This window comes from Rhizobium sp. NFR12 (assembly GCF_900108545.1).
Lineage (GTDB): Bacteria > Pseudomonadota > Alphaproteobacteria > Rhizobiales > Rhizobiaceae > Neorhizobium > Neorhizobium soli.
Genome location: NZ_FNWM01000002.1, coordinates 450,121 through 467,557, shown reverse-complemented (window position 1 = coordinate 467,557; position 17,437 = coordinate 450,121). Strand labels below are relative to the sequence as shown.

Below are 17,437 nucleotides of genomic sequence, written 5' to 3'. Positions count from 1 at the left end.
TCAATCGTAAAGGTAGTACTTGTCCCATTCCTCGCGCGGGATCTTGGACCCGACCTTGTAGTCGAAGGCGGTGACGCTGAGCCCTTCAGCGTTGGTCTCGCACTTGAATTTTAGCTTGAACCAGTCACCGCCGCTGCGGAACGCTGCGCCGGTTGCCTTGAGGCCGTTGTCGTTTCCGACCGGATCTGAAAACGTGTAGGCGATCACCTTGTCGGGGCGGAAGTCGCCTTCCTTGCGCAGGCGATCCATCGCCTCGAGATCGCAGCGCTGTTCGACTCTTTCTTCCGGTGCAAGGGCGTTCAGCTGGCGAACAATGCGGCCGTCGAGCGCGTGGGCAGGCAGGGTGGAGGCGGCGCAAATCAGGAGAGCGCCTGTCATGGATGCCCGGGCGGGCAGCAGTATCGTCATGGAATCCTATCCAAAGTGACTCGGACGGGGCGGAAACTAAAAGACGGATTCGTCGTTGACCACCTACCAGAGCGGGAATTATCCTGGCGCATATTCTTTAGGTGGTCGGGACCGGAATCGGCATCATGCAAAGCGGACTGAACAGATGACAGCCGAACTGGCGATGGTATTCCTGATGAGTGGCAATGGGCTATCATTGGTCGTCGCCTTCATATTCTGGCAGCAGCACCGTGACCTCGCACCTCTCGCCAAGTCCCGCGAGCGCGAGAAGAAGTAGGCTCACGCGGCTCGCCCGCTTGCCTCACGGTCCGGCCGCCCCTATCTCTGGCACTCCTTTCATGACTTCGGAGTGCTTCCTTGGCCCCCTCCCCGAAAATGCCGTTCGAAAATCTGCCGACGCCTCCGGTCGCGGCGAAGAAGCCGGTGACGGATACCCGTCACGGCATTACCCGCACCGACGACTATGCCTGGTTCCGGGCCGACAACTGGCAGCAGATGTTCAAGGATCCGTCGATCCTCGATCCAGAGATCCGCACCCATCTGGAGGGTGAGAACGCCTATATGGAAGCGGCGATGGGCGACACGGCCGCGTTGCAGAAGACGCTGTTTGCCGAAATGCGCGGTCGCATCAAGGAAGACGATTCCTCCGTGCCGATGAAGGACGGACCGTTTGCCTACGGATCGCTGTTCGTCACCGGCGGCGAGCAGCCAAAGTATTTCCGCACCCCGCGCGACGGCGGCGATCAGACGATCCTGCTTGACGGCGACAAGGAAGCGACGGGTAAGGACTATTTCCGTCTGGCCGGTATCGACCATGCGACGGATCATTCCAAGGGCATCTGGGGTTACGACGACAAGGGTTCGGAATATTTCACCCTGCGGGTGCGCGATCTTTCGACCGGCGAGGACATGTCAGACCTCCTGGAAAACACCGCCGGTGGCGGCGTCTGGGCGCCTGATGGCAAGAGCTTCTTCTATACGCTGCAGGACGAGAACCATCGTCCCTCCAAGGTCTTCCACCACATTCTCGGCACGCCGCAGACGGACGACCGGCTGGTGTTTGAGGAAAAGGATCCGGGCTTTTTCATGGGCGTCGGCGGATCGCTGCTGGACGACGTGATCTATCTCGATATCCATGATCACGAGACCTCGGAATACCGCCTCATCCCGACCTCGGACCTGACCGCCGAGCCGAAGCTGGTGGCGGCGCGCGAAGAGGGCATCGAGTATTCGATGACCGAAGGCGGCGATGTCTTCTACATCCTGACCAATGACGGCGATGCCAAGGACTTCAAGATCGTCGAGGCGCCGTTTGCGGCACCGGGGAAGGAAAACTGGAAAGAGATCGTACCGCACGAGCCCGGCCGGCTGATCATTTCGCACATGGCCTATGAGCAGCACCTGATCTGGCTGCAGCGCAACCAGGGTCTGCCGGAGATCATCATCCGCGACCGCCGGACCGGCGAGGAACATTCGATCGCGTTTGCCGAGGAAGCCTATTCGCTGGGGCTTTCCGGCGCTGCGGAATATGACAGCACCGTCATCCGCTTTTCCTATTCGTCGATGACGACGCCGACCCAGCTCTACGACTACGATATGGTGAGCCGGACGCGCACGCTTTTGAAGACGCAGGAGATCCCCTCCGGCCACAATGCCGCAGATTACGTGACCCGCCGCGTGATGGCTCCGTCCCATGACGGCGAGCTGGTGCCGGTGTCGCTGCTTTACCGCAAGGACACGCCGCTTGATGGCACGGCGCCTTGCCTGCTCTACGGCTACGGCGCCTATGGGATGACCATCCCCGCATCGTTCTCCACCAACAACCTTTCACTGGCAGATCGCGGCTTCATCTATGCCATCGCCCATATCCGTGGCGGCAAGGACAAGGGTTTTGCCTGGTACGAAGACGGCAAGATGGAAGCCAAGGAAAACACGTTCAAGGATTTCATCGCCGCTGCCGACCACCTCGTGGCCGAGGGCTTCACGTCCTATGAGAACATCATTGCCGAAGGAGGTTCGGCCGGCGGTATGCTGATGGGCGCGATCGCCAACATGGCGCCGGAAAAGTTCGCGGGCATTATCGCGGCCGTTCCGTTCGTCGATGTGCTCAACACCATGCTCGACGATACGCTGCCGCTGACGCCGCCGGAATGGCCGGAATGGGGCAACCCGATCGAGAGCCTGGAAGAGTACCAGTGGATCGCCGCCTACTCGCCTTATGACAACGTGGGTGCAAAACCCTATCCGCCGATCCTTGCCATTTCCGGCCTCACCGATCCACGCGTGACCTACTGGGAACCGACCAAGTGGGTGGCGAAGCTTCGCGAATTCTCGACCGGCTCGGCACCGATCCTGCTCAAGACCAACATGGCTGCCGGCCATGGCGGAAAGTCGGGGCGTTTCCAGCGTCTGGAAGAGATCGCCTTCGAATATGCATTCGCGATCAAGGTGGCCGGGAAAGCCTGACCGGGCGGATCGCCGCAGAATCGGTCACCTCGAATGACAATCGCCGCAGTGCCTCTATCGGGTGCTGCGGCTTTTTTTGTGGGAAAAATCGTTTTGGATATGCGGAAACGCGCATATGCCCTGGCGGCGTTCGGTTTTCCCGTCAGATCGCTGATTTTTCGACAGAAATGGCGGCGGCGCGAATAAGTCCCAGGCGCGCTGTCAAGCCCCAAAACCGGCCGGATATCTCCCGGCGCAAGCTTCGCGCAAGCTTCAGGCGTTAACTCTTACTTAACCCAAGCGAGATCGAGGCGGTGCCATGAAGATCGATAGTGGCCTCAGCGGCTACAACTACCCCCAGCGGGCGGTCGACATCGATCGCAAGCAGGACGAAACCCAGCAGCGCGACACACCTGCGTCTACCCGTTCCAGCGCTTCGCTGACCGGCAGCAGCACACTGTTTGCAAGCTCGCTAGTGAGCGCCCTGTGGGCCCTCGATGCCGGCGACGACAGCGCTTCGACCTTTGCCACAAGCGGCGCGACCGCTCCCGTGCAGCAGGCCTGGGTTCAGGACATCTACCAGGAATTCTCCTGATCAACGTCTGATCGATCATGGCCCGTCACCGCGGTGACAATCCCCGTTCAGGGTTAACATTCCCTGAAGCCGCCCTTCAAGCCAACACGCTGATCCTTGTCCCTGCGGTTAATGCGTCCTATCTCAACCTCCAGACATTAGAGGTTTGAGCCTGCCATGCTATCGATCGGCGATCTTTCCAAACGAACCGGCGTCAAAGTGCCAACCATCCGCTATTACGAGCAGATGGGATTGCTGGCGGCTGCCACGCGATCTGAAGGGAACCAGCGGCGCTACGAGCGCAGCGATCTCGATCGGCTGGCCTTCATCCGCCACGCCCGCGATCTCGGCCTCGACATTTCCGCCATCCGTGAGCTGATCGCGCTCGGTTCGCATCCGCAACAGCCCTGCGGCGATATCGACCGGATCGCAGCGGAGCATCTTTCCGGCGTGCGCGAAAAGATCGCCAAGCTGAAGAAGCTCGAGGAGGAACTCGAGCGCATCGTGTCCCACTGCGACGGCAACCACGCGATCAAGGACTGCTACGTGATCCGCTCACTCTCGGATCACGGGCTCTGCGAGGGGGAGCATTGAGGGGTTAGAGGCGTCAGTCGCGTCAGGCTGCGGCTGCGATATCGAACTCCAGATGGATGCGGTCGTAAGGAAACACGACGCCGCCGGGCGCCTTTTCGATGACGCCTGCGTTCAGAAGCGTGGTGACATCTCCATGCACGCCCTTGAAGTCGCGACCCACCCGCCGGGCAACCTCGCGGATCGTCATCGGCGCCTGCGCCGTCAGGACCTGCACGATCTCCAGTCTTTTGGGCGCCAGCACGCGGTGAAGCATGTCCCAGGTGGGGAACGACAGAATATGCTCTGCCTGAAAAGCTGGATCTGATTCAGCCGCCTTGGCCGCATCGAGAACCGCGCTGAGCGAACTGTCAAAATTCTGGATCTTCACTTTAAGGGTTGTCATTGAGCCATCCTTCTACATCCGACCGAAAATCCACAAGCAAGGTTTCGACGCTTTCGAACAGATACGCCTCCTCCTGCGAATGGACGTGTCTATGGTCACCCTTCCCCGCTTCATTGTCGTAGCGCAGGACGCATTCCCCGGACGCCACGAGAGCCATGCGATATTTGAAATGGTGCACACTTCCCCGCAAAGGTGAAGGGACGCTCCAGATCACGATCTCTGCGAAGACGTCCTCGCGCAGATAACTCCGCGTCCTGCTGATCAGCGTCGCCTTGGCCATGGAGTTCGCCTTCCGGGTTGATGGAATATACACCATCACCTGCAGTGAACAAGAACCTGTCGACCCGCTTGACAAGCAATTTATTCCGGCGCAAAAAGTTGTCATGATGATTACGTGCACCACCACCGCCGCAACGTATTTTTGGGCCTACCTGTAAAGGGCGGCTCGACAGTTCATCATGTCAACAAGCCGCCGTCAGGCGGCTTGGTTGTTTCTAAGGGCACCTGACGGCACGACGAGACCGAAAAGGAATGCCGGAATGCCCCCGATTTCGATCGAAGACAGCGAGATCTCACTACCGCGCCCGGCCGTGGTGACGATCCGCGCCGCCAAACGCCATGATCTGCCGCAGTTGAAAGAGATGATCGCAGCCCTTGCCGCGCATCACAACGATCTGGCCGACATTACCCCGGAAATGCTGGAACGCGACCTGTTCGGCGACCTGCCCTGGATCACCGCACTGGTTGCGGATGCGGGCGACGCCCTGATCGGCTACGCCATTCTGGTGCCGCTCTACCGCGCGCAGGAGGGGAGCCGCGGCATGGACCTGCACCACCTGTTCGTGCGCGACGGTCACCGTGGCCACGGCATCGGCCAGCATCTCGTCTCGCGCGCCCGCGACATGGCCCGCAATGCAGGCTGCGGCTATCTCTCGGTCAGCGCCGCCACCGGCAACTTTGCCGCCCACAAGTTCTACGAACAGATGGATTTCAAGCCACGCCCGGTGACGGGCATGCGGTATATGCAGACGTTGGTGTGAGGCTGGGACACGGCAATACCGTCCGAATGAGCGGGACAGACCATACTGCCAGTGCAGCGCAACCACGTTATTCCGACGCGGGATCGATCGCGCTGACCACACGAGCGACGATGTCATCCATCGTCGCCTCGTCCAATGTCTCGATGTATTTCGCGGTCTTGGCCAGTATTCTGGCCGGTATATCGAAGCTGCGAACCTGATTACAGACGGCGATCCCCGTCGTATCGTGGCCGGTGACAGCGACGGCCAGACCGACGTCCCGGGTCAAGGCGCCACCGGTGGTGATCGGCACCGTCATGCTGACTCCCAATGCGTTGATCGCCCGCGGGGTGATCACGACGAACCGATGCCTGTTCTTCATCTCCCGGCCCGCGACAGGGTTGGGATCGATCCAGAAAACATCGCCGCGATTGGGGACGTTGCTGCGGACCATCATGAAATTTCGTGCCCGACGGGGTCTCCCTCCATCACCCAGGCCATGTCCGCATTCAGGCTGGAGACGACCTCGCCGCCTTCGAGCAACTCGCTAAGCTTATAGCGCCGCTGGGTCTTTCTGATCGGCTTTACGACGAGTTCACCGTCGTGCATTTCCAGCGACAGCTGATCGCCGACCTGCAGTTCCATCGTCTTGAGAATGGCAGGCGGAATTGTCACGACGGCTGCCCCGCCCTGCCGCCTGATCTTGGTAATGATGGTCATGTCTCACCTCGTATGTGCTATAAATATAGCACAACAACGTCGTGCGGCAAGCACGCCAGCCTTACCTTGCCGGCACCGCCTTCAGATAGGCGGCGATGGCCTGCAGGTCGCTTTTCGGCAGGTGCGCGATGTTCTTTTGCACCTCCACCATTGATCCGCCGACGCTGTCGAAATCGGGGGTGAAGCCGGTCGAGAGGTACTCGGTTATTTCCTCCTCGCTCCAGGCGCCGATGTCCTTGGAGCCGGGGGTGATGTTGGGAATGCTGCCCTGCCCTTCCGGGTTGGGACCGCCGGCCAGCCACTGGCCTTTTTCGAAGCCGCCGAGCGCGTTGCGGGGCGTGTGGCACTCGCCGCAATGGCCGGGACCTTCGACCAGGAACTGGCCGCGTTTGACCTTGTCGTCGGCGGAAGCGAGTTCGACGCGCGGGCCGTCGTCGAAATAGAGGAGCTTCCAGCCGCCGACCGCGAGCCGCTGGTTGAACGGAAAGCCCAATTCGTGCGGCGGCGCGACATTGCTGCTGTGCGGCAGGGTCTTCGTGTAGCCGTAGAGGTCATTGACGTCGGCTGCCGACAGGCGGGCGTAGGAGCCGTAGGGAAAGGACGGATAGAGATGCTCGCCGCCCGGGCCGACGCCCCGTGTCATCGCATCGCCGAATTGGGCAAGTGTCCAGGAACCGATGCCGGCCTTGGGATCCGGCGAGATGTTGGGGACGTGGAAGGTGCCGAACGGGCTTTTCAGCGCCAGTCCGCCGGACAGGATTTTTGCCGCGTCGCCTTCTGCACCTTCTGCGGCGTGACAACCGGCACAGCCGCCCGCCCAGAACAGTTGCTCGCCCTTGGCAAGATCGGGCTGACCGACGCCCGCCCAGTAGCTCGCGTCATGCGGCTGGGGCTTTGTCAGCGCCCAGGCGGCAACGGCACCGGCGGCGACAACGACGACGCCGATGCCCAACACTTTTGCCCATCTTACGGCCATCGCCCGATCCTTCTCCGACATTGATGCGGAACGGAACGGCTGCCTTTGCGACAGCCGTTCAAGCATGCAGGCGTGCGCTACTTCTTCAGGCGGTAGGTCTCGTGGCAGGAGCCGCAATTGGCGCCGAGCGTCCCAACAGCCTTCTGGACGCCTGCGGCATCGGTCGGCATCGAAGCAAGGATCATATCGGCATCGGAGGCAAGCTTGTTCGCTTTGGCGCGGAAATCGGCTTCGTTCTTCCAGATCGCCGGCGATGCTTCCGAATTGGCTTCGGATCCGACAGGGAACTGGTCCGGGAAGGCCTTCATGTTGGTGCTGATCGTGGTCAGCGCTGTCTTGATGGCATCGGCGTCGTAGGGTTTGTCGCCTTTGGCGATGTTGCGCATGGCTGCCGTGGAGGCGGCCACCTGCTTCATCATCTGTTCGCGCTTCTCGACCACCGCATCCTGCGCAAGGACAGCGGTGAAGCCGAGACAGAGTGCCGCGGTCGTCATGGCGATAGTTCTGAATTTCATTTCCGGCTCCGATCCCTAAAACGATGTGATGTCTGCGTCTCACATCATCAACGCATTCGCGTGATGATGATGGCAAGCTTACATGACCGAAAGAAGTCACGATTTCGTAATTTAGCGCTCGATTCTAGAAGCCGTCAAACCCAATGCAAAGTCATGTTTTTCAAGCGCTTCAGATCGACCGCGCGTGGGCGGACAGCGGCGCCTGACGATCGCCAGGCTGGATCAGACATCGGGTGATCAGAAACGCAAACACCCGGCGCCTTGCGGCACCGGGTGTCTGGTAAATCAGCAATTGATTGCGCTTACTTGGACGCGGCTTCGTAGCGTTCCAGCACGTAATCCCAGTTGATCAGGCTATCGACGAACGCCTCGAGATACTTCGGGCGGGCGTTGCGATAGTCGATGTAATAGGAATGTTCCCAGACGTCGACGCCGAGGATCGGCTCTGCGCCGTGGACCAGCGGGTTTTCGCCGTTCGGGGTCTTGGAGATGACGAGCTTGCCATCCTTCACCGAAAGCCAGGCCCAGCCGGAGCCGAACTGCGTGGTGCCGGCTGCAATGAAATCAGCCTTGAACTTGTCGTAGCCGCCGAGATCGGATGCGATCGCGGTTTCGAGCTTGCCCGGCAGCTTGTTTCCGCCGCCGTCCCTCTTCATCCACTTCCAGAAATGGACGTGGTTGTAATGCTGGGCAGCATTGTTGAAGAGGCCCTGGTTGGTGCCAAAGGACTTCTTGACGACGTCCTCGACCGACAGGTCAGCCATGCCGGCTTCGGCCGCAAGCTTGTTGCCGTTGTCGACATAGGCCTTGTGGTGCTTGTCGTGGTGGTATTCCAGTGTTTCCTTCGACATGAAGGGTGCAAGGGCTTCGTAATCGTATGGAAGTTCGGGAAGTTCGAAAGCCATTGGTATACTCCTTTTGGCAAACACCGTGGGTGAAGGTCGTGCTGGAACATAGGAGCGCGATGGGGAAGAGGCAACGGTGAACCTTCCAAAAACAACCGCTCAATCGACAAGAAATTGCTGAATTTTCCAAGCATTAGCGAGAGGAATCAATCGCTTTCGCACCGAATGCAGAAACCGGAGAAAATTGACGATGAAAAACTTTGTGGCACTGATCCTCCTCGTTTGCGCAACCAGCGCCGTGACGGCCCAGGCCGCTTCCGACGATGCGTGGACGACGTTTCAGGCTGACGTCGGCAAGGCTTGCGTGGCGGCTTCGAAAGACCTGATCGAGAACGGAAGGGCCGTGGTCGATCCGTTCGGAAGCCAGTCCTATGGGCTTGCGGTCGTCACCGGCAAAGCCAAAGGCGCCAAGGTCAGGATCAGCACGATCTGCGCCTACGACAAGAAGACCAAAAAGGCCGAAGTGGGTGGCGAGATCTCCGCCGACATGCTGAGGGCAAAACCTGGCAAGTAACATCCGCGACCGCGCGGGCGGCAGCGTTTGGGAACTTTTCCACCACGGCAGACTTTTCCGGGCATGAAACACTGCCGGGAGGGCTGCCGTGTTTGATTTCTTGACCTTCGACTTTCTGACGTCCGATTTCGTGATCTTCGTGGCAATCGGCTTTTTCGCGCAGATCATCGATGGCGCGCTCGGCATGGCTTTCGGCGTTCTCACCACCACTAGTCTGCTTGCTTTCGGCGTGCCGCCGGCAGTCGCCAGCGCCATGACGCATGTGACCGAGTGTTTCACGACGGCTGCATCCGGCGCCTCGCATCTCTACCATCGCAACGTCGACTGGCGGCTGGTCAAACGGCTGGCGCCGGCCGGCATGGCTGGCGGCGCGATCGGCGCCTATCTTCTGTCCAGTATCGATGGCAAGGCGATCGAGCCGTTCGTCTCGGTCTATCTGATGCTGGTCGGATGTTACATTCTCTACAAGGCCTTCCGCCCGGCCTTCAGGCGCGACATGCATGACCGGATCGTGCCCTATGTGGGCGGTGCGGGCGGCGTGCTCGATGCCATGGGCGGCGGCGGATGGGGGCCGATCGTCACCAGCTCGCTTCTCGGCCGCGGCCATGAACCAAAGAAGGTGATCGGCTCCACGAACCTCACCGAATTTGCGGTAACGACGGTGATCTCGGCGACCTTCATCGCCACGCTCGGCTGGTCCGAACTGTCGTCGGCGCTCGGCCTCATCCTCGGTGGCGTGCTGGCGGCCCCGTTCGGAGCGCTGATCGTCAAGCGACTGCCGACCAAACCGCTGATGGTCGCCGTCTCCCTGATCATCATCGGTACGGCTGCGGTGCGGATCATCTGAGGGCGATGCTCCTCTAACCTTCCAGCCCATCGCAACATCCCACATCCGCTGCCCTGCACCTGTCCCTTTGGCGGCTGGCGCGCTAGATAACGGGTATCGCGGTTTCCTCCGGGGGCCGTAGCGGAGTGTTCTCCGACGTCTGATCCTCATCTGCAAAGGTATGTCTTCCATGGCCGAAACGAACAGCCCGAACCTTCTCGTCATCCTCTTGCACGGTGTCGGCTCCAGTGGCGACAATCTGGCGCCGCTTGGGGAGGAATGGGCGGGGACGCTTGGCGATGCCGTCTTCGTTTCGCCCGATGCGCCGGAGCCTTCAAGCTTTGGTGCCGGGTACCAGTGGTTCAGTGTTGCGGGCGTCACGCCGGAAAATCGCGGCGCGCGGATTGCGGCGGCACGGCCGGGGTTCGATGCCTTGATCAACGGTATCATCGCGGACAACGGCTTTGCCGGCAGGCTTGATCGGGTCGCGCTGGTGGGGTTCTCGCAAGGAACGATCATGGCGCTCGACGCGATCGCAAACGGACGGTTTGGCGTGGGTGCGGTGGTCGGTTTTTCCGGCCGGCTGTCTTCGCCCGAGCCGCTGTCGCCCTCCACGAAGATGCCAGTGTTTCTGGTGCATGGCACCGCCGACGACGTCATCCCGTCATGGGAAAGCGAACAGGCGGCCGACACGTTGGCGAAGCATGGTTTCGACGTGGAGACATCGATCGAGCCCGGGCTCGGACACACGATTTCCGGCGCCGGTGCCGGCCGCGCCGTGGAATTTCTGGCGAAAGTGTTCGGATACGAAGCGCTTTAACGCTGCAAAGAATGGTTGAGGGACGGCGCCTGGATCGGGTGCCGTCCCTCGTCAATCAGACGTCTTCGCCCTTGGTCGAGCGTGCCCAGTCCATATAAAGTTCGAGCGCCTTGCGGGCGACAGGACCTTCCTGCAGGGAGCGGTCCTCGAAACGGTTCACCGGGGCGATCTTGGAATAGTTGCCGGACGTGAAGATCTCGTCGGCATTGGCGAAATCGGCAGCAGTCAGAGTGACTTCGCGCACGTCGAAGCCGGCACCGCGCAACAGGGTCAGCACGCGCGACCGGGTGATGCCGGCCAGAAACGTGCCGTTGGCGATCGGCGTCATGACCACGCCGTCCTTGACCATGAAGATGTTCGAGGATGCGGTTTCGGCGACATTGCCGTTCATGTCGAGCGCGAGCGCATTGTCGAAGCCGCGGCTTTGCGCCTCGACGATCATGCGGCCGCTGTTGGGATAAAGGCTACCGGTCTTGGCGGCCGTCATGGCGACTTCGGCGCTCGGGCGGCGGAAGGGCGACACGGTGAGCGACGAAGCCTTTGCCGTGTGCATCGGAGCTTCGAACAGGCAGAGCGCAAAGCGGGTCGATTCCGGATCGGCGGCAACCACGCTGGTGGGAAGACCGTGTTCGGCCCAGTACATCGGCTTGATGTAGATCGCCGTCTTGCCGTCGAACTTCTTGACGCCTTCCAGCGCCAGCCGCTCGATCTCTTCTGCGGCCATGACCGGCTTCATGCCCATATTGATGGCCGAGCGGTTGACGCGCTGGCAGTGCATGTTGAGATCCGGCGAGATGCCGTCGAACCAGCGGGCGCCGTCGAACACGGTCGTGCCCAGCCACATGGCGTGCGAGGTGGGTCCGATCAGCTTCGGATTGCCTTCCACCCACTCACCATCCACGTAAGTCCAGGTGGTGGAGCGAGGGGATGTGTCGACGGCCATGATATTCTCCTTCGGGTCTTCAAAGCTTGGCGGGGGTCGCTAAAATTTGGCGTGAATGAAATCCCCGAAGCCCTCAAGGTCAAGCGACAATCCGAGATGATTCATCACAAATATTGATGGCACGCCGAATTGCCGCCGTCCGATGGTCAGGGCGCTCGCTGCGGTGCGGGTGCCGGAAGAAGCGGCGAGTCCGATGGCTGGCGCGGACTGCCCGGCGCTCCCTGCAACAGGTTATCGCTACCCAGCTGACGACTGTCGTTCTGCATCAGGGTGATTGACAAAATGACGGCCACCAGCAGGCCAAGGACAATGAGAAACAACCAGCGCATGTATCGAAAACTCCCTCTCACGCAGAATAACGCGAACATTTCCGTCTGAAACGTTGCGTGATCCCTTCGACCAGAACAGTGGGGCCACTCTGCGGCAACGCAGCAAATCCTTCACAAACGCGGCCCAAAAACGTTGACAGCAGCCGTTCAGGCTTGCAGTCTTGCGCCTCACCTCCCGTTTACGCACTCATTTTTTTACAACGCAGAGGCCATGTCCAGCTCAGGCGCCCTCACCTCAACGGCTCTCAAGTCATCGTCCATGTCGCTGACGCAGGACCTGGTCGACCTGTGTTTTCGCGACGAGATGGATCCCGGCGCACCGCCGACCTGGGAGCCGCTGACGGATGCCGACTACGCCGAGATTACCGAGCGGCTGGTGGAGGATATCGGCGATGAGCCTTTGTGGATCTTTGCCTATGGCTCGCTGATCTGGAAGCCGGGCTTCGATTCGATCGCCTGCCAGCGGGCGACGGCCTATGGCTGGCATCGGTCGTTTTCGCTCCATATCGAACGGGGCCGCGGTTCGCCCGACCAGCCGGGGCTGATGATGATGCTGTCGCGCGGCGGTCGTTGCGACGGCGTGATTTACCGGGTGGCCGATACGGAAAAGCGCGAGCAGATCGACAAGGCGCTGCGCCGCGAGGTGAGCCACAAGGACAGTCTCTCGACCTTCCGTTTTCTCCCCGTGCGGACGCAAGGCGGCGAGACGATCCGGGCACTGACTTTCTGGGCTGGAGGCAAAAGCCCGCGGATCATCCGGCCGCTTCCGCCGCTGCAGGATGTAGCGCCGGTTCTGGCGCGTGCCTGCGGCCATCGCGGTTCCTGCGCCGAATATCTCTATAATACGGTCGTGCATCTGGCCGAATTCGGCATCCGCGACCGCAATCTCTGGCGGCTGCAGGAGATGGTAGCACGCGAAATCGAAGCGATTCACGCTTAAAAGCGTGATGCCGCCCGTCGGGGCCGGCAGTGCGAAATCTGGCACTCTCTCATAAAAGTTGAGGACGGCGGGCTCGATCCGTGTTTGAACGCTCATGGGGCGCGTGCGACCCCCATCGTGATGACCGGCACCGTGCCAGCGAGACCCATGACGACTGTAGCCACCATAGTGTACCTGACCGTAGCGACCGCGTTCTTCGGGATGACGTTGGCCGAGGGTGTGATACGACGGCTTCCCTGGAGCTTCGACAGGATCATGGGACTTTTGCTGTCGTGCCTGTGGCCGCTGATCCTGATTGCGATCGCGGTCAGCAGTCATCGCGATCGCAGAAATGCAGGATGACGCGGCTGCGCATTGCTCGACCGATCCTTGTATATTTCCCGTAGAAGCAGCGCGGTGCTGCCCTATATCCTCGATAACCGAAAAGACGAAGACTGGGGCGACTGGATCGATGCAAAGCATCCTCAACGAAGGCGACACGTGCTGGCGGATTGCCAAGGCGGACAGACTTTCCATCATCATCGATGCAGCCGATTTCTTTCGCTTCGCCAAGCGCACGATGACGAAGGCGAAAAAGTCGATCTACCTGATCGGCTGGGATTTCGACACACGCATCCAGCTGGAGCCGGGCAAGAAGGATGGCAAGGCTGACAAGAGCGCGAAGGAGGAATGGCCCGACGAGCTTGGCAAGTTTCTGAACGCGCTCGCCGAGCGAAACAACGGGCTCGATATTCGCATTCTCAAATGGGATATCGGGCTGATCAATTCGATCACTCGCGGTGAAACGCCGTTTTATATTCTCAAATGGATGTTCGACAAGCGCATCCATCTGAAGCTCGACGGCGCGCATCCGGCGCTGTCGGCGCATCACATGAAGCTTCTCGTCATCGACGACGAAGTGGCGTTCTGCGGCGGGATCGACATGACCGTAGGGCGCTGGGACAGTCGCGACCATTCGGAAGACGAGCCGTTGCGCAAGTCGCCGATGGGGTTTGCGCAAGGTCCCTGGCACGATGCCACCACCTGCCTTTCCGGCGAGGCCGCACGGGCGCTCGGCGAGGTCGCACGGCGGCGCTGGAAACTGGCAACCGACGAGACGCTCGATCCGCCCGACGAGAATACCGCCACGGAGAACGATCCCTGGCCGGACGAGCTGGAGGTCGGGTTTCGCGACATCTCGATCGGCATCGCCCGCACCGCGCCTGAATACGGGGGGCGCAGCCAGATCGTCGAGATCGAGACGGCCAAGCTTGCGATCATCGGTTCGGTGAAAAAGACGCTTTATGTCGAGAGCCAGTATTTCGCCTCGCGCCGTATTGCAGAGGCCATGGCGGAACGGCTGAAGGAGCCCGACGGACCGGAAATCGTGCTGATCAATCCGGAGGGCTGCGAAGGCTGGCTGGAAGCCAAGGCGATGGACAGCGCCCGCATTCGGCTGATGAAGATGGTGAAGGACGCCGATGTTCATGATCGCTTCCGGATCTACTACCCTGTCAACGAAGCCCGCACGTCGATCTATGTGCATGCCAAGATGATGTTTGCCGACGACCGGATCGTGAAAATCGGCTCGGCCAATCTTAACAACCGCTCGATGGGCTACGATACGGAATGCGACCTCATCCTCGAGGCGCAGCCGGGTGAGGACACGCTGAGCGAAAAGATCGTCAGCACCCGCGACGATCTCATCGCCGAACATCTTGGGCGCGAACCGCAGGAAGTGCGTGACGCGGTTGCAGCGCATGACGGGTCGATTATCGCGGCCATCGAGGCGTTGAACCGACAGAGCGGCCGAGGTCTGCTGCCGGTCAGGATGCGGGAGCTGAGTGCCGACGAGGAATTGCTGGCGGAATCCGATATTGCCGATCCCGAGCGGCCAAGCGGCGTGCGCTACCGGACATCAAACTTTCTGAAACAGCGGTTCGGTCGAGTCGCGAGACGGGCGAAACGGGCGCGCAAACAGGCCTGACGAGGCGGATTGCGCGGCCTCCAGGGCCTTCTTTCAAGCCGATTTGTCGCATCCGGTGGAGTGATCATGGGCCGGTCTCTGCTTGATCGCCGGATTTCACGGCCCATCTAGAGTGTGCCTCTTCTTTGCCCGGCTCCCCGTCGGGCCCCCTTTTCCAAGGAGCACATGATGCAAACCGTCAACGCCAACGGCGCCCATATCCCAGCTCTCGGTTTCGGCACGTTCCGCATGCCCGATGCGGATGTTCATCGCATTCTGCCGCAAGCCCTCAAACTCGGCTTCCGCCATGTGGACACTGCGCAGATCTACAAGAACGAGCAGGCCGTCGGCGACGTTCTTCGCCAGTCGGGCATTCCGCGCGACGATATCTTTCTGACCACAAAGGTCTGGGTCGACCGCGTCGGTCACGATGCCTTTATCGCCTCGGTGGACGAAAGCCTTGCCAAGCTGAAGACGGATCACGTCGACCTTCTGCTGCTACACTGGCCGCAGAGCGAAATGCCGCTGGCCGACCGGATCGGCGCGCTGAACGAGCTGAGAACCGCAGGCAAGGTCAAGAATATCGGCGTTTCCAACTTTTCGACCGCGCTGATGGCTGAAGCGATCAAGCTGTCCGATGCGCCTATCGTCAACAACCAGGTGGAATATCACCCCTATCTCGACCAGACCAAGGTGCTGATGGAAGCGCGCAAGACCGGCATGTCGGTGACCGCCTATTACCTGATGGCCGATGGCGCGGTGCCGAAGGACGAGGTGTTGAAGGAGATCGGCGCGAAGTACAAAAAGACCGCCGCTCAGGTCGTGCTGCGCTGGGCCGTGCAGCAGGAGGACGTGATCGCGCTGTCGAAGACCGCGACCGAAAGCCGGCTGCCGGAGAATTACGACATCTTCGACTTCTCGCTGTCGCCGCAGGAAATGGAAGCGGTGTTTGCGCTGTCGCGGACAGACGGACGCATCGTATCGCCGGTGCATCTCGCGCCAGAGTGGGACTGATCCGGTCCGAGGCTTCGGTCTCGGACAATGGTCCGTTTGGGTCGCTTCCCACACACTCCCGCCGTGGTTTGTGTGGGATCCCGCCCAATTGCCCGGCGAGCCTCCCCCACGCGGCAGCCGAGGCCACGTCTTCTCTTGCCTCTCCCAGCCAGAACCATAGGTCTTGTCACGGGCTGGAAGAGGAGGAGTTTTCATGCATTTTAGAACGATATTGATGTCCGCGGCGGCTGTGGTTGTTACCGCCCTGACCGCCAGCGCGCAGCAAAAGCCTGCGGACCCGGCGCCCAAGGACTGCCCGAGTTCAATGCCTGTAGGGACCGAGTGCTTTGCGGGTCAGGATCTGCACGGCGCCTATTACTGGATCGCCAAACCGAAGGACTGGAACGGCACGCTCGTCGTTCATGCCCATGGAGGGCCACGCACCGCAAAGCCTACGCCGGACGATCCGGTCGAGGATCTCGAGCGTTTCGCGGTCACCGTTCAGGAGGGCTATGCCTGGGCCGGTTCCAACTATCGCCGCGAAGGCTATGGCGTGCGGATGGCGGCGGCCGATACCGACGCTCTGCGACAGATCGCGATCGCGCTTCTCGGTGAGCCGAAGCATGTCCTGCTGCACGGCCAGTCCTGGGGCGGCAATGTGGCGGCGAAGACGGCCGAACTCTACGCGCTCGACTGGCGCGGCCGCAAAAATTACGACGGCGTGGTGCTGACCAGCGGCTTGCTGGCCGGTGGCGGCCATGGCTATGACTTCCGCGCCGATCTGCGGGCCGTCTACCAATATTACTGCAAGAACCATCCGCGCGCCGACGAAGTGCAGTATCCGGTCTGGCAGGGCCTGCCCAAGGGCGCGAAGATGTCGCGCGACGAGCTGCAGCAGCGGGTCGACGAATGCACCGGCATCTCGCTTGCGAAGGACAAGCGGTCGCCAGAGCAAGCGAAGAACCTCGCCAATATCCTCGCCGTCACCAAGGTGCCGGAAAAGACGCTGGTGGCGCATTTGAGCTGGGCGACCGGATTGTTTTCCGACATCGTCTGGCGGCGCATGGACGGAAAGAATCCGTTCGACAATTCCAACGTTCAGTACAAGGGATCGGATGACGACGCGGCGCTGAACAAGGGTGTCGAGCGGTTCAAGGCGGACCCGCGAGCGGCTCGGCTGATGGCCTATGATGCCGATCTCACCGGCCAGATCGTCGCGCCGACCATCACCCTGCACGCCAAGAACGATCCGACCGTGTTTGTCGATCACGAGGCGATCTATCGCCAAACGGTGGACAAGGCCGGCAATGGCGAGCTGCTGGTGCAGAACTTTTCGGACGAGGCGGAGCATTCCAAGCTCTCGACGCCGCAATATGCAGCGCTGTTTTCCGCCATGCTGAGCTGGATCGACAAGGGCGAGAAACCGACGCCGCCGACTGTGGCAGCCTTGTGTGCGGAGAAAGCCGAGATCTACAAGGAGCCCTGCAAGCTTCTGCCGGATTTCATGCCGCAGATCCAGGAACGCTAGAGCGCGTCTTGCCGCCTAGATCAGTCAAGGACGGGCGGAGCGCATGCTTCGCCCGTCTTCG

Annotated in this window: 23 protein-coding genes; 12 read left to right on the top strand and 11 right to left on the bottom strand. The window is 60.8% G+C overall.

The window, feature by feature from the left end; all coding sequences use genetic code 11:
• Window positions 1-378 (bottom strand): DUF930 domain-containing protein, encoded by a 378-nt coding sequence (locus BLW69_RS09520; protein WP_062454786.1) that lies wholly within the window; start codon window positions 376-378, stop codon window positions 1-3.
• 175 nt (window positions 379-553) lie between these two features.
• On the opposite strand from BLW69_RS09520, the gene BLW69_RS23125 reads away from it, so the two are divergent.
• The 4 genes from BLW69_RS23125 to BLW69_RS09505 all read left to right on the top strand — a co-directional run bounded on the left by BLW69_RS23125 (window position 554) and on the right by BLW69_RS09505 (window position 4,021).
• Window positions 554-685: a dual specificity protein phosphatase family protein gene (locus BLW69_RS23125; RefSeq protein ID WP_139283828.1), complete on the top strand. Its 132-nt coding sequence runs from the start codon at window positions 554-556 to the stop codon at window positions 683-685.
• A 98-nt stretch (window positions 686-783) separates the two neighbouring features.
• Window positions 784-2,874 carry a S9 family peptidase gene (locus BLW69_RS09515; RefSeq protein WP_092661639.1) on the top strand — a complete coding sequence of 697 codons (2,091 nt, stop codon included), beginning with the start codon at window positions 784-786 and terminating at the stop codon, window positions 2,872-2,874.
• A gap of 298 nt (window positions 2,875-3,172) precedes the next feature.
• On the top strand, window positions 3,173-3,448 hold the full coding sequence (locus BLW69_RS09510; RefSeq protein ID WP_092661637.1) for a hypothetical protein: 276 nt from the start codon (window positions 3,173-3,175) through the stop codon (window positions 3,446-3,448).
• 156 nt (window positions 3,449-3,604) lie between these two features.
• Window positions 3,605-4,021 (top strand): MerR family transcriptional regulator, encoded by a 417-nt coding sequence (locus tag BLW69_RS09505; RefSeq protein WP_062453496.1) that lies wholly within the window; start codon window positions 3,605-3,607, stop codon window positions 4,019-4,021.
• A gap of 22 nt (window positions 4,022-4,043) precedes the next feature.
• On the opposite strand, the gene BLW69_RS09500 is transcribed toward BLW69_RS09505, so the two are convergent.
• Complete coding sequence (locus tag BLW69_RS09500) at window positions 4,044-4,403, bottom strand: HVO_A0114 family putative DNA-binding protein (protein ID WP_092661635.1); 360 nt, start codon at window positions 4,401-4,403, stop codon at window positions 4,044-4,046.
• Complete coding sequence (locus tag BLW69_RS09495) at window positions 4,390-4,683, bottom strand: toxin-antitoxin system TumE family protein (RefSeq protein ID WP_092661633.1); 294 nt, start codon at window positions 4,681-4,683, stop codon at window positions 4,390-4,392. The genes BLW69_RS09500 and BLW69_RS09495 overlap by 14 nt, the downstream gene beginning before the upstream one ends.
• 178 nt (window positions 4,684-4,861) lie before the next feature.
• Between BLW69_RS09495 and BLW69_RS09490 the strand changes: the two genes are divergently transcribed.
• The gene (locus BLW69_RS09490; protein ID WP_082476155.1) at window positions 4,862-5,443 is read left to right on the top strand and encodes a GNAT family N-acetyltransferase; all 582 of its coding nucleotides are present in this window, start codon (window positions 4,862-4,864) and stop codon (window positions 5,441-5,443) included.
• 67 nt (window positions 5,444-5,510) lie between these two features.
• Here BLW69_RS09490 and BLW69_RS09485 read toward each other — a convergent pair whose 3' ends face one another.
• From BLW69_RS09485 to BLW69_RS09465, 5 genes are all read right to left on the bottom strand, one after another.
• Window positions 5,511-5,879 carry a type II toxin-antitoxin system toxin MazF gene (locus BLW69_RS09485; RefSeq protein WP_092661631.1) on the bottom strand — a complete coding sequence of 123 codons (369 nt, stop codon included), beginning with the start codon at window positions 5,877-5,879 and terminating at the stop codon, window positions 5,511-5,513.
• Window positions 5,876-6,142 carry a type II toxin-antitoxin system antitoxin MazE gene (locus BLW69_RS09480; RefSeq protein ID WP_092661629.1) on the bottom strand — a complete coding sequence of 89 codons (267 nt, stop codon included), beginning with the start codon at window positions 6,140-6,142 and terminating at the stop codon, window positions 5,876-5,878. The genes BLW69_RS09485 and BLW69_RS09480 overlap by 4 nt, the downstream gene beginning before the upstream one ends.
• A 61-nt stretch (window positions 6,143-6,203) precedes the next feature.
• Window positions 6,204-7,118, bottom strand: a complete 915-nt coding sequence (locus BLW69_RS09475; protein ID WP_092662453.1) for a c-type cytochrome — start codon at window positions 7,116-7,118, stop codon at window positions 6,204-6,206.
• A 77-nt stretch (window positions 7,119-7,195) separates the two neighbouring features.
• Window positions 7,196-7,633, bottom strand: coding sequence for a c-type cytochrome (locus BLW69_RS09470; protein WP_062579617.1), 438 nt, complete (start codon window positions 7,631-7,633; stop codon window positions 7,196-7,198).
• Between the two features lie 302 nt (window positions 7,634-7,935).
• Window positions 7,936-8,538: a superoxide dismutase gene (locus tag BLW69_RS09465; protein WP_092661627.1), complete on the bottom strand. Its 603-nt coding sequence runs from the start codon at window positions 8,536-8,538 to the stop codon at window positions 7,936-7,938.
• A gap of 190 nt (window positions 8,539-8,728) precedes the next feature.
• Between BLW69_RS09465 and BLW69_RS09460 the strand changes: the two genes are divergently transcribed.
• The 3 genes from BLW69_RS09460 (at window position 8,729) to BLW69_RS09450 (ending at window position 10,698) form a co-directional block, all read left to right on the top strand.
• Window positions 8,729-9,052 (top strand): hypothetical protein, encoded by a 324-nt coding sequence (locus BLW69_RS09460; protein WP_092661625.1) that lies wholly within the window; start codon window positions 8,729-8,731, stop codon window positions 9,050-9,052.
• Window positions 9,053-9,167: 115 nt separating this feature from the next.
• Window positions 9,168-9,899 (top strand): sulfite exporter TauE/SafE family protein, encoded by a 732-nt coding sequence (locus tag BLW69_RS09455; protein ID WP_092662451.1) that lies wholly within the window; start codon window positions 9,168-9,170, stop codon window positions 9,897-9,899.
• A 169-nt stretch (window positions 9,900-10,068) separates the two neighbouring features.
• Window positions 10,069-10,698, top strand: coding sequence for an alpha/beta hydrolase (locus BLW69_RS09450; RefSeq protein ID WP_348271842.1), 630 nt, complete (start codon window positions 10,069-10,071; stop codon window positions 10,696-10,698).
• A gap of 55 nt (window positions 10,699-10,753) precedes the next feature.
• Here the strand turns inward: BLW69_RS09450 and BLW69_RS09445 are convergent, their stop codons facing one another.
• Both BLW69_RS09445 and BLW69_RS09440 read right to left on the bottom strand, forming a co-directional pair.
• Window positions 10,754-11,641, bottom strand: a complete 888-nt coding sequence (locus tag BLW69_RS09445) for a branched-chain amino acid aminotransferase (protein ID WP_062579607.1) — start codon at window positions 11,639-11,641, stop codon at window positions 10,754-10,756.
• A 146-nt stretch (window positions 11,642-11,787) separates the two neighbouring features.
• The gene (locus BLW69_RS09440) at window positions 11,788-11,970 is read right to left on the bottom strand and encodes a hypothetical protein (protein ID WP_062453508.1); all 183 of its coding nucleotides are present in this window, start codon (window positions 11,968-11,970) and stop codon (window positions 11,788-11,790) included.
• Window positions 11,971-12,181: 211 nt separating this feature from the next.
• Here BLW69_RS09440 and BLW69_RS09435 point away from each other — a divergent pair, with 211 nt between their 5' ends.
• The gene (locus BLW69_RS09435) at window positions 12,182-12,910 is read left to right on the top strand and encodes a gamma-glutamylcyclotransferase (RefSeq protein WP_244508791.1); all 729 of its coding nucleotides are present in this window, start codon (window positions 12,182-12,184) and stop codon (window positions 12,908-12,910) included.
• 92 nt (window positions 12,911-13,002) lie between these two features.
• On the opposite strand, the gene BLW69_RS22740 is transcribed toward BLW69_RS09435, so the two are convergent.
• Entirely contained in the window at window positions 13,003-13,167 is a 165-nt protein-coding gene (locus BLW69_RS22740; protein WP_162759515.1) for a hypothetical protein, read from the bottom strand.
• A 194-nt stretch (window positions 13,168-13,361) separates the two neighbouring features.
• Between BLW69_RS22740 and BLW69_RS09430 the strand changes: the two genes are divergently transcribed.
• The 3 genes from BLW69_RS09430 to BLW69_RS09420 all read left to right on the top strand — a co-directional run bounded on the left by BLW69_RS09430 (window position 13,362) and on the right by BLW69_RS09420 (window position 17,376).
• Window positions 13,362-14,876: a phospholipase D-like domain-containing protein gene (locus BLW69_RS09430; RefSeq protein ID WP_092661619.1), complete on the top strand. Its 1,515-nt coding sequence runs from the start codon at window positions 13,362-13,364 to the stop codon at window positions 14,874-14,876.
• Between the two features lie 168 nt (window positions 14,877-15,044).
• On the top strand, window positions 15,045-15,869 hold the full coding sequence (locus BLW69_RS09425; RefSeq protein ID WP_092661617.1) for an aldo/keto reductase: 825 nt from the start codon (window positions 15,045-15,047) through the stop codon (window positions 15,867-15,869).
• Between the two features lie 193 nt (window positions 15,870-16,062).
• Window positions 16,063-17,376: an alpha/beta hydrolase family protein gene (locus BLW69_RS09420; protein WP_092661615.1), complete on the top strand. Its 1,314-nt coding sequence runs from the start codon at window positions 16,063-16,065 to the stop codon at window positions 17,374-17,376.
• The last annotated feature ends 61 nt before the right edge of the window (window positions 17,377-17,437 follow it).

Bases quoted from the DNA above. Each gene is read 5' to 3' on its own strand.
- BLW69_RS09520 (WP_062454786.1), bottom strand. From the start codon at position 378: ATGACAGGCGCTCTCCTGATTTGCGCCGCCTCCACCCTGCCTGCCCAC.
- BLW69_RS23125 (WP_139283828.1), top strand. From the start codon at position 554: ATGACAGCCGAACTGGCGATGGTATTCCTGATGAGTGGCAATGGGCTA.
- BLW69_RS09515 (WP_092661639.1), top strand. From the start codon at position 784: ATGCCGTTCGAAAATCTGCCGACGCCTCCGGTCGCGGCGAAGAAGCCG.
- BLW69_RS09510 (WP_092661637.1), top strand. From the start codon at position 3,173: ATGAAGATCGATAGTGGCCTCAGCGGCTACAACTACCCCCAGCGGGCG.
- BLW69_RS09505 (WP_062453496.1), top strand. From the start codon at position 3,605: ATGCTATCGATCGGCGATCTTTCCAAACGAACCGGCGTCAAAGTGCCA.
- BLW69_RS09500 (WP_092661635.1), bottom strand. From the start codon at position 4,403: ATGACAACCCTTAAAGTGAAGATCCAGAATTTTGACAGTTCGCTCAGC.
- BLW69_RS09495 (WP_092661633.1), bottom strand. From the start codon at position 4,683: ATGGCCAAGGCGACGCTGATCAGCAGGACGCGGAGTTATCTGCGCGAG.
- BLW69_RS09490 (WP_082476155.1), top strand. From the start codon at position 4,862: ATGTCAACAAGCCGCCGTCAGGCGGCTTGGTTGTTTCTAAGGGCACCT.
- BLW69_RS09485 (WP_092661631.1), bottom strand. From the start codon at position 5,879: ATGATGGTCCGCAGCAACGTCCCCAATCGCGGCGATGTTTTCTGGATC.
- BLW69_RS09480 (WP_092661629.1), bottom strand. From the start codon at position 6,142: ATGACCATCATTACCAAGATCAGGCGGCAGGGCGGGGCAGCCGTCGTG.
- BLW69_RS09475 (WP_092662453.1), bottom strand. From the start codon at position 7,118: ATGGCCGTAAGATGGGCAAAAGTGTTGGGCATCGGCGTCGTCGTTGTC.
- BLW69_RS09470 (WP_062579617.1), bottom strand. From the start codon at position 7,633: ATGAAATTCAGAACTATCGCCATGACGACCGCGGCACTCTGTCTCGGC.
- BLW69_RS09465 (WP_092661627.1), bottom strand. From the start codon at position 8,538: ATGGCTTTCGAACTTCCCGAACTTCCATACGATTACGAAGCCCTTGCA.
- BLW69_RS09460 (WP_092661625.1), top strand. From the start codon at position 8,729: ATGAAAAACTTTGTGGCACTGATCCTCCTCGTTTGCGCAACCAGCGCC.
- BLW69_RS09450 (WP_348271842.1), top strand. From the start codon at position 10,069: ATGGCCGAAACGAACAGCCCGAACCTTCTCGTCATCCTCTTGCACGGT.
- BLW69_RS09445 (WP_062579607.1), bottom strand. From the start codon at position 11,641: ATGGCCGTCGACACATCCCCTCGCTCCACCACCTGGACTTACGTGGAT.
- BLW69_RS09440 (WP_062453508.1), bottom strand. From the start codon at position 11,970: ATGCGCTGGTTGTTTCTCATTGTCCTTGGCCTGCTGGTGGCCGTCATT.
- BLW69_RS09435 (WP_244508791.1), top strand. From the start codon at position 12,182: ATGTCCAGCTCAGGCGCCCTCACCTCAACGGCTCTCAAGTCATCGTCC.
- BLW69_RS22740 (WP_162759515.1), bottom strand. From the start codon at position 13,167: ATGATCCTGTCGAAGCTCCAGGGAAGCCGTCGTATCACACCCTCGGCC.
- BLW69_RS09430 (WP_092661619.1), top strand. From the start codon at position 13,362: ATGCAAAGCATCCTCAACGAAGGCGACACGTGCTGGCGGATTGCCAAG.
- BLW69_RS09425 (WP_092661617.1), top strand. From the start codon at position 15,045: ATGCAAACCGTCAACGCCAACGGCGCCCATATCCCAGCTCTCGGTTTC.
- BLW69_RS09420 (WP_092661615.1), top strand. From the start codon at position 16,063: ATGCATTTTAGAACGATATTGATGTCCGCGGCGGCTGTGGTTGTTACC.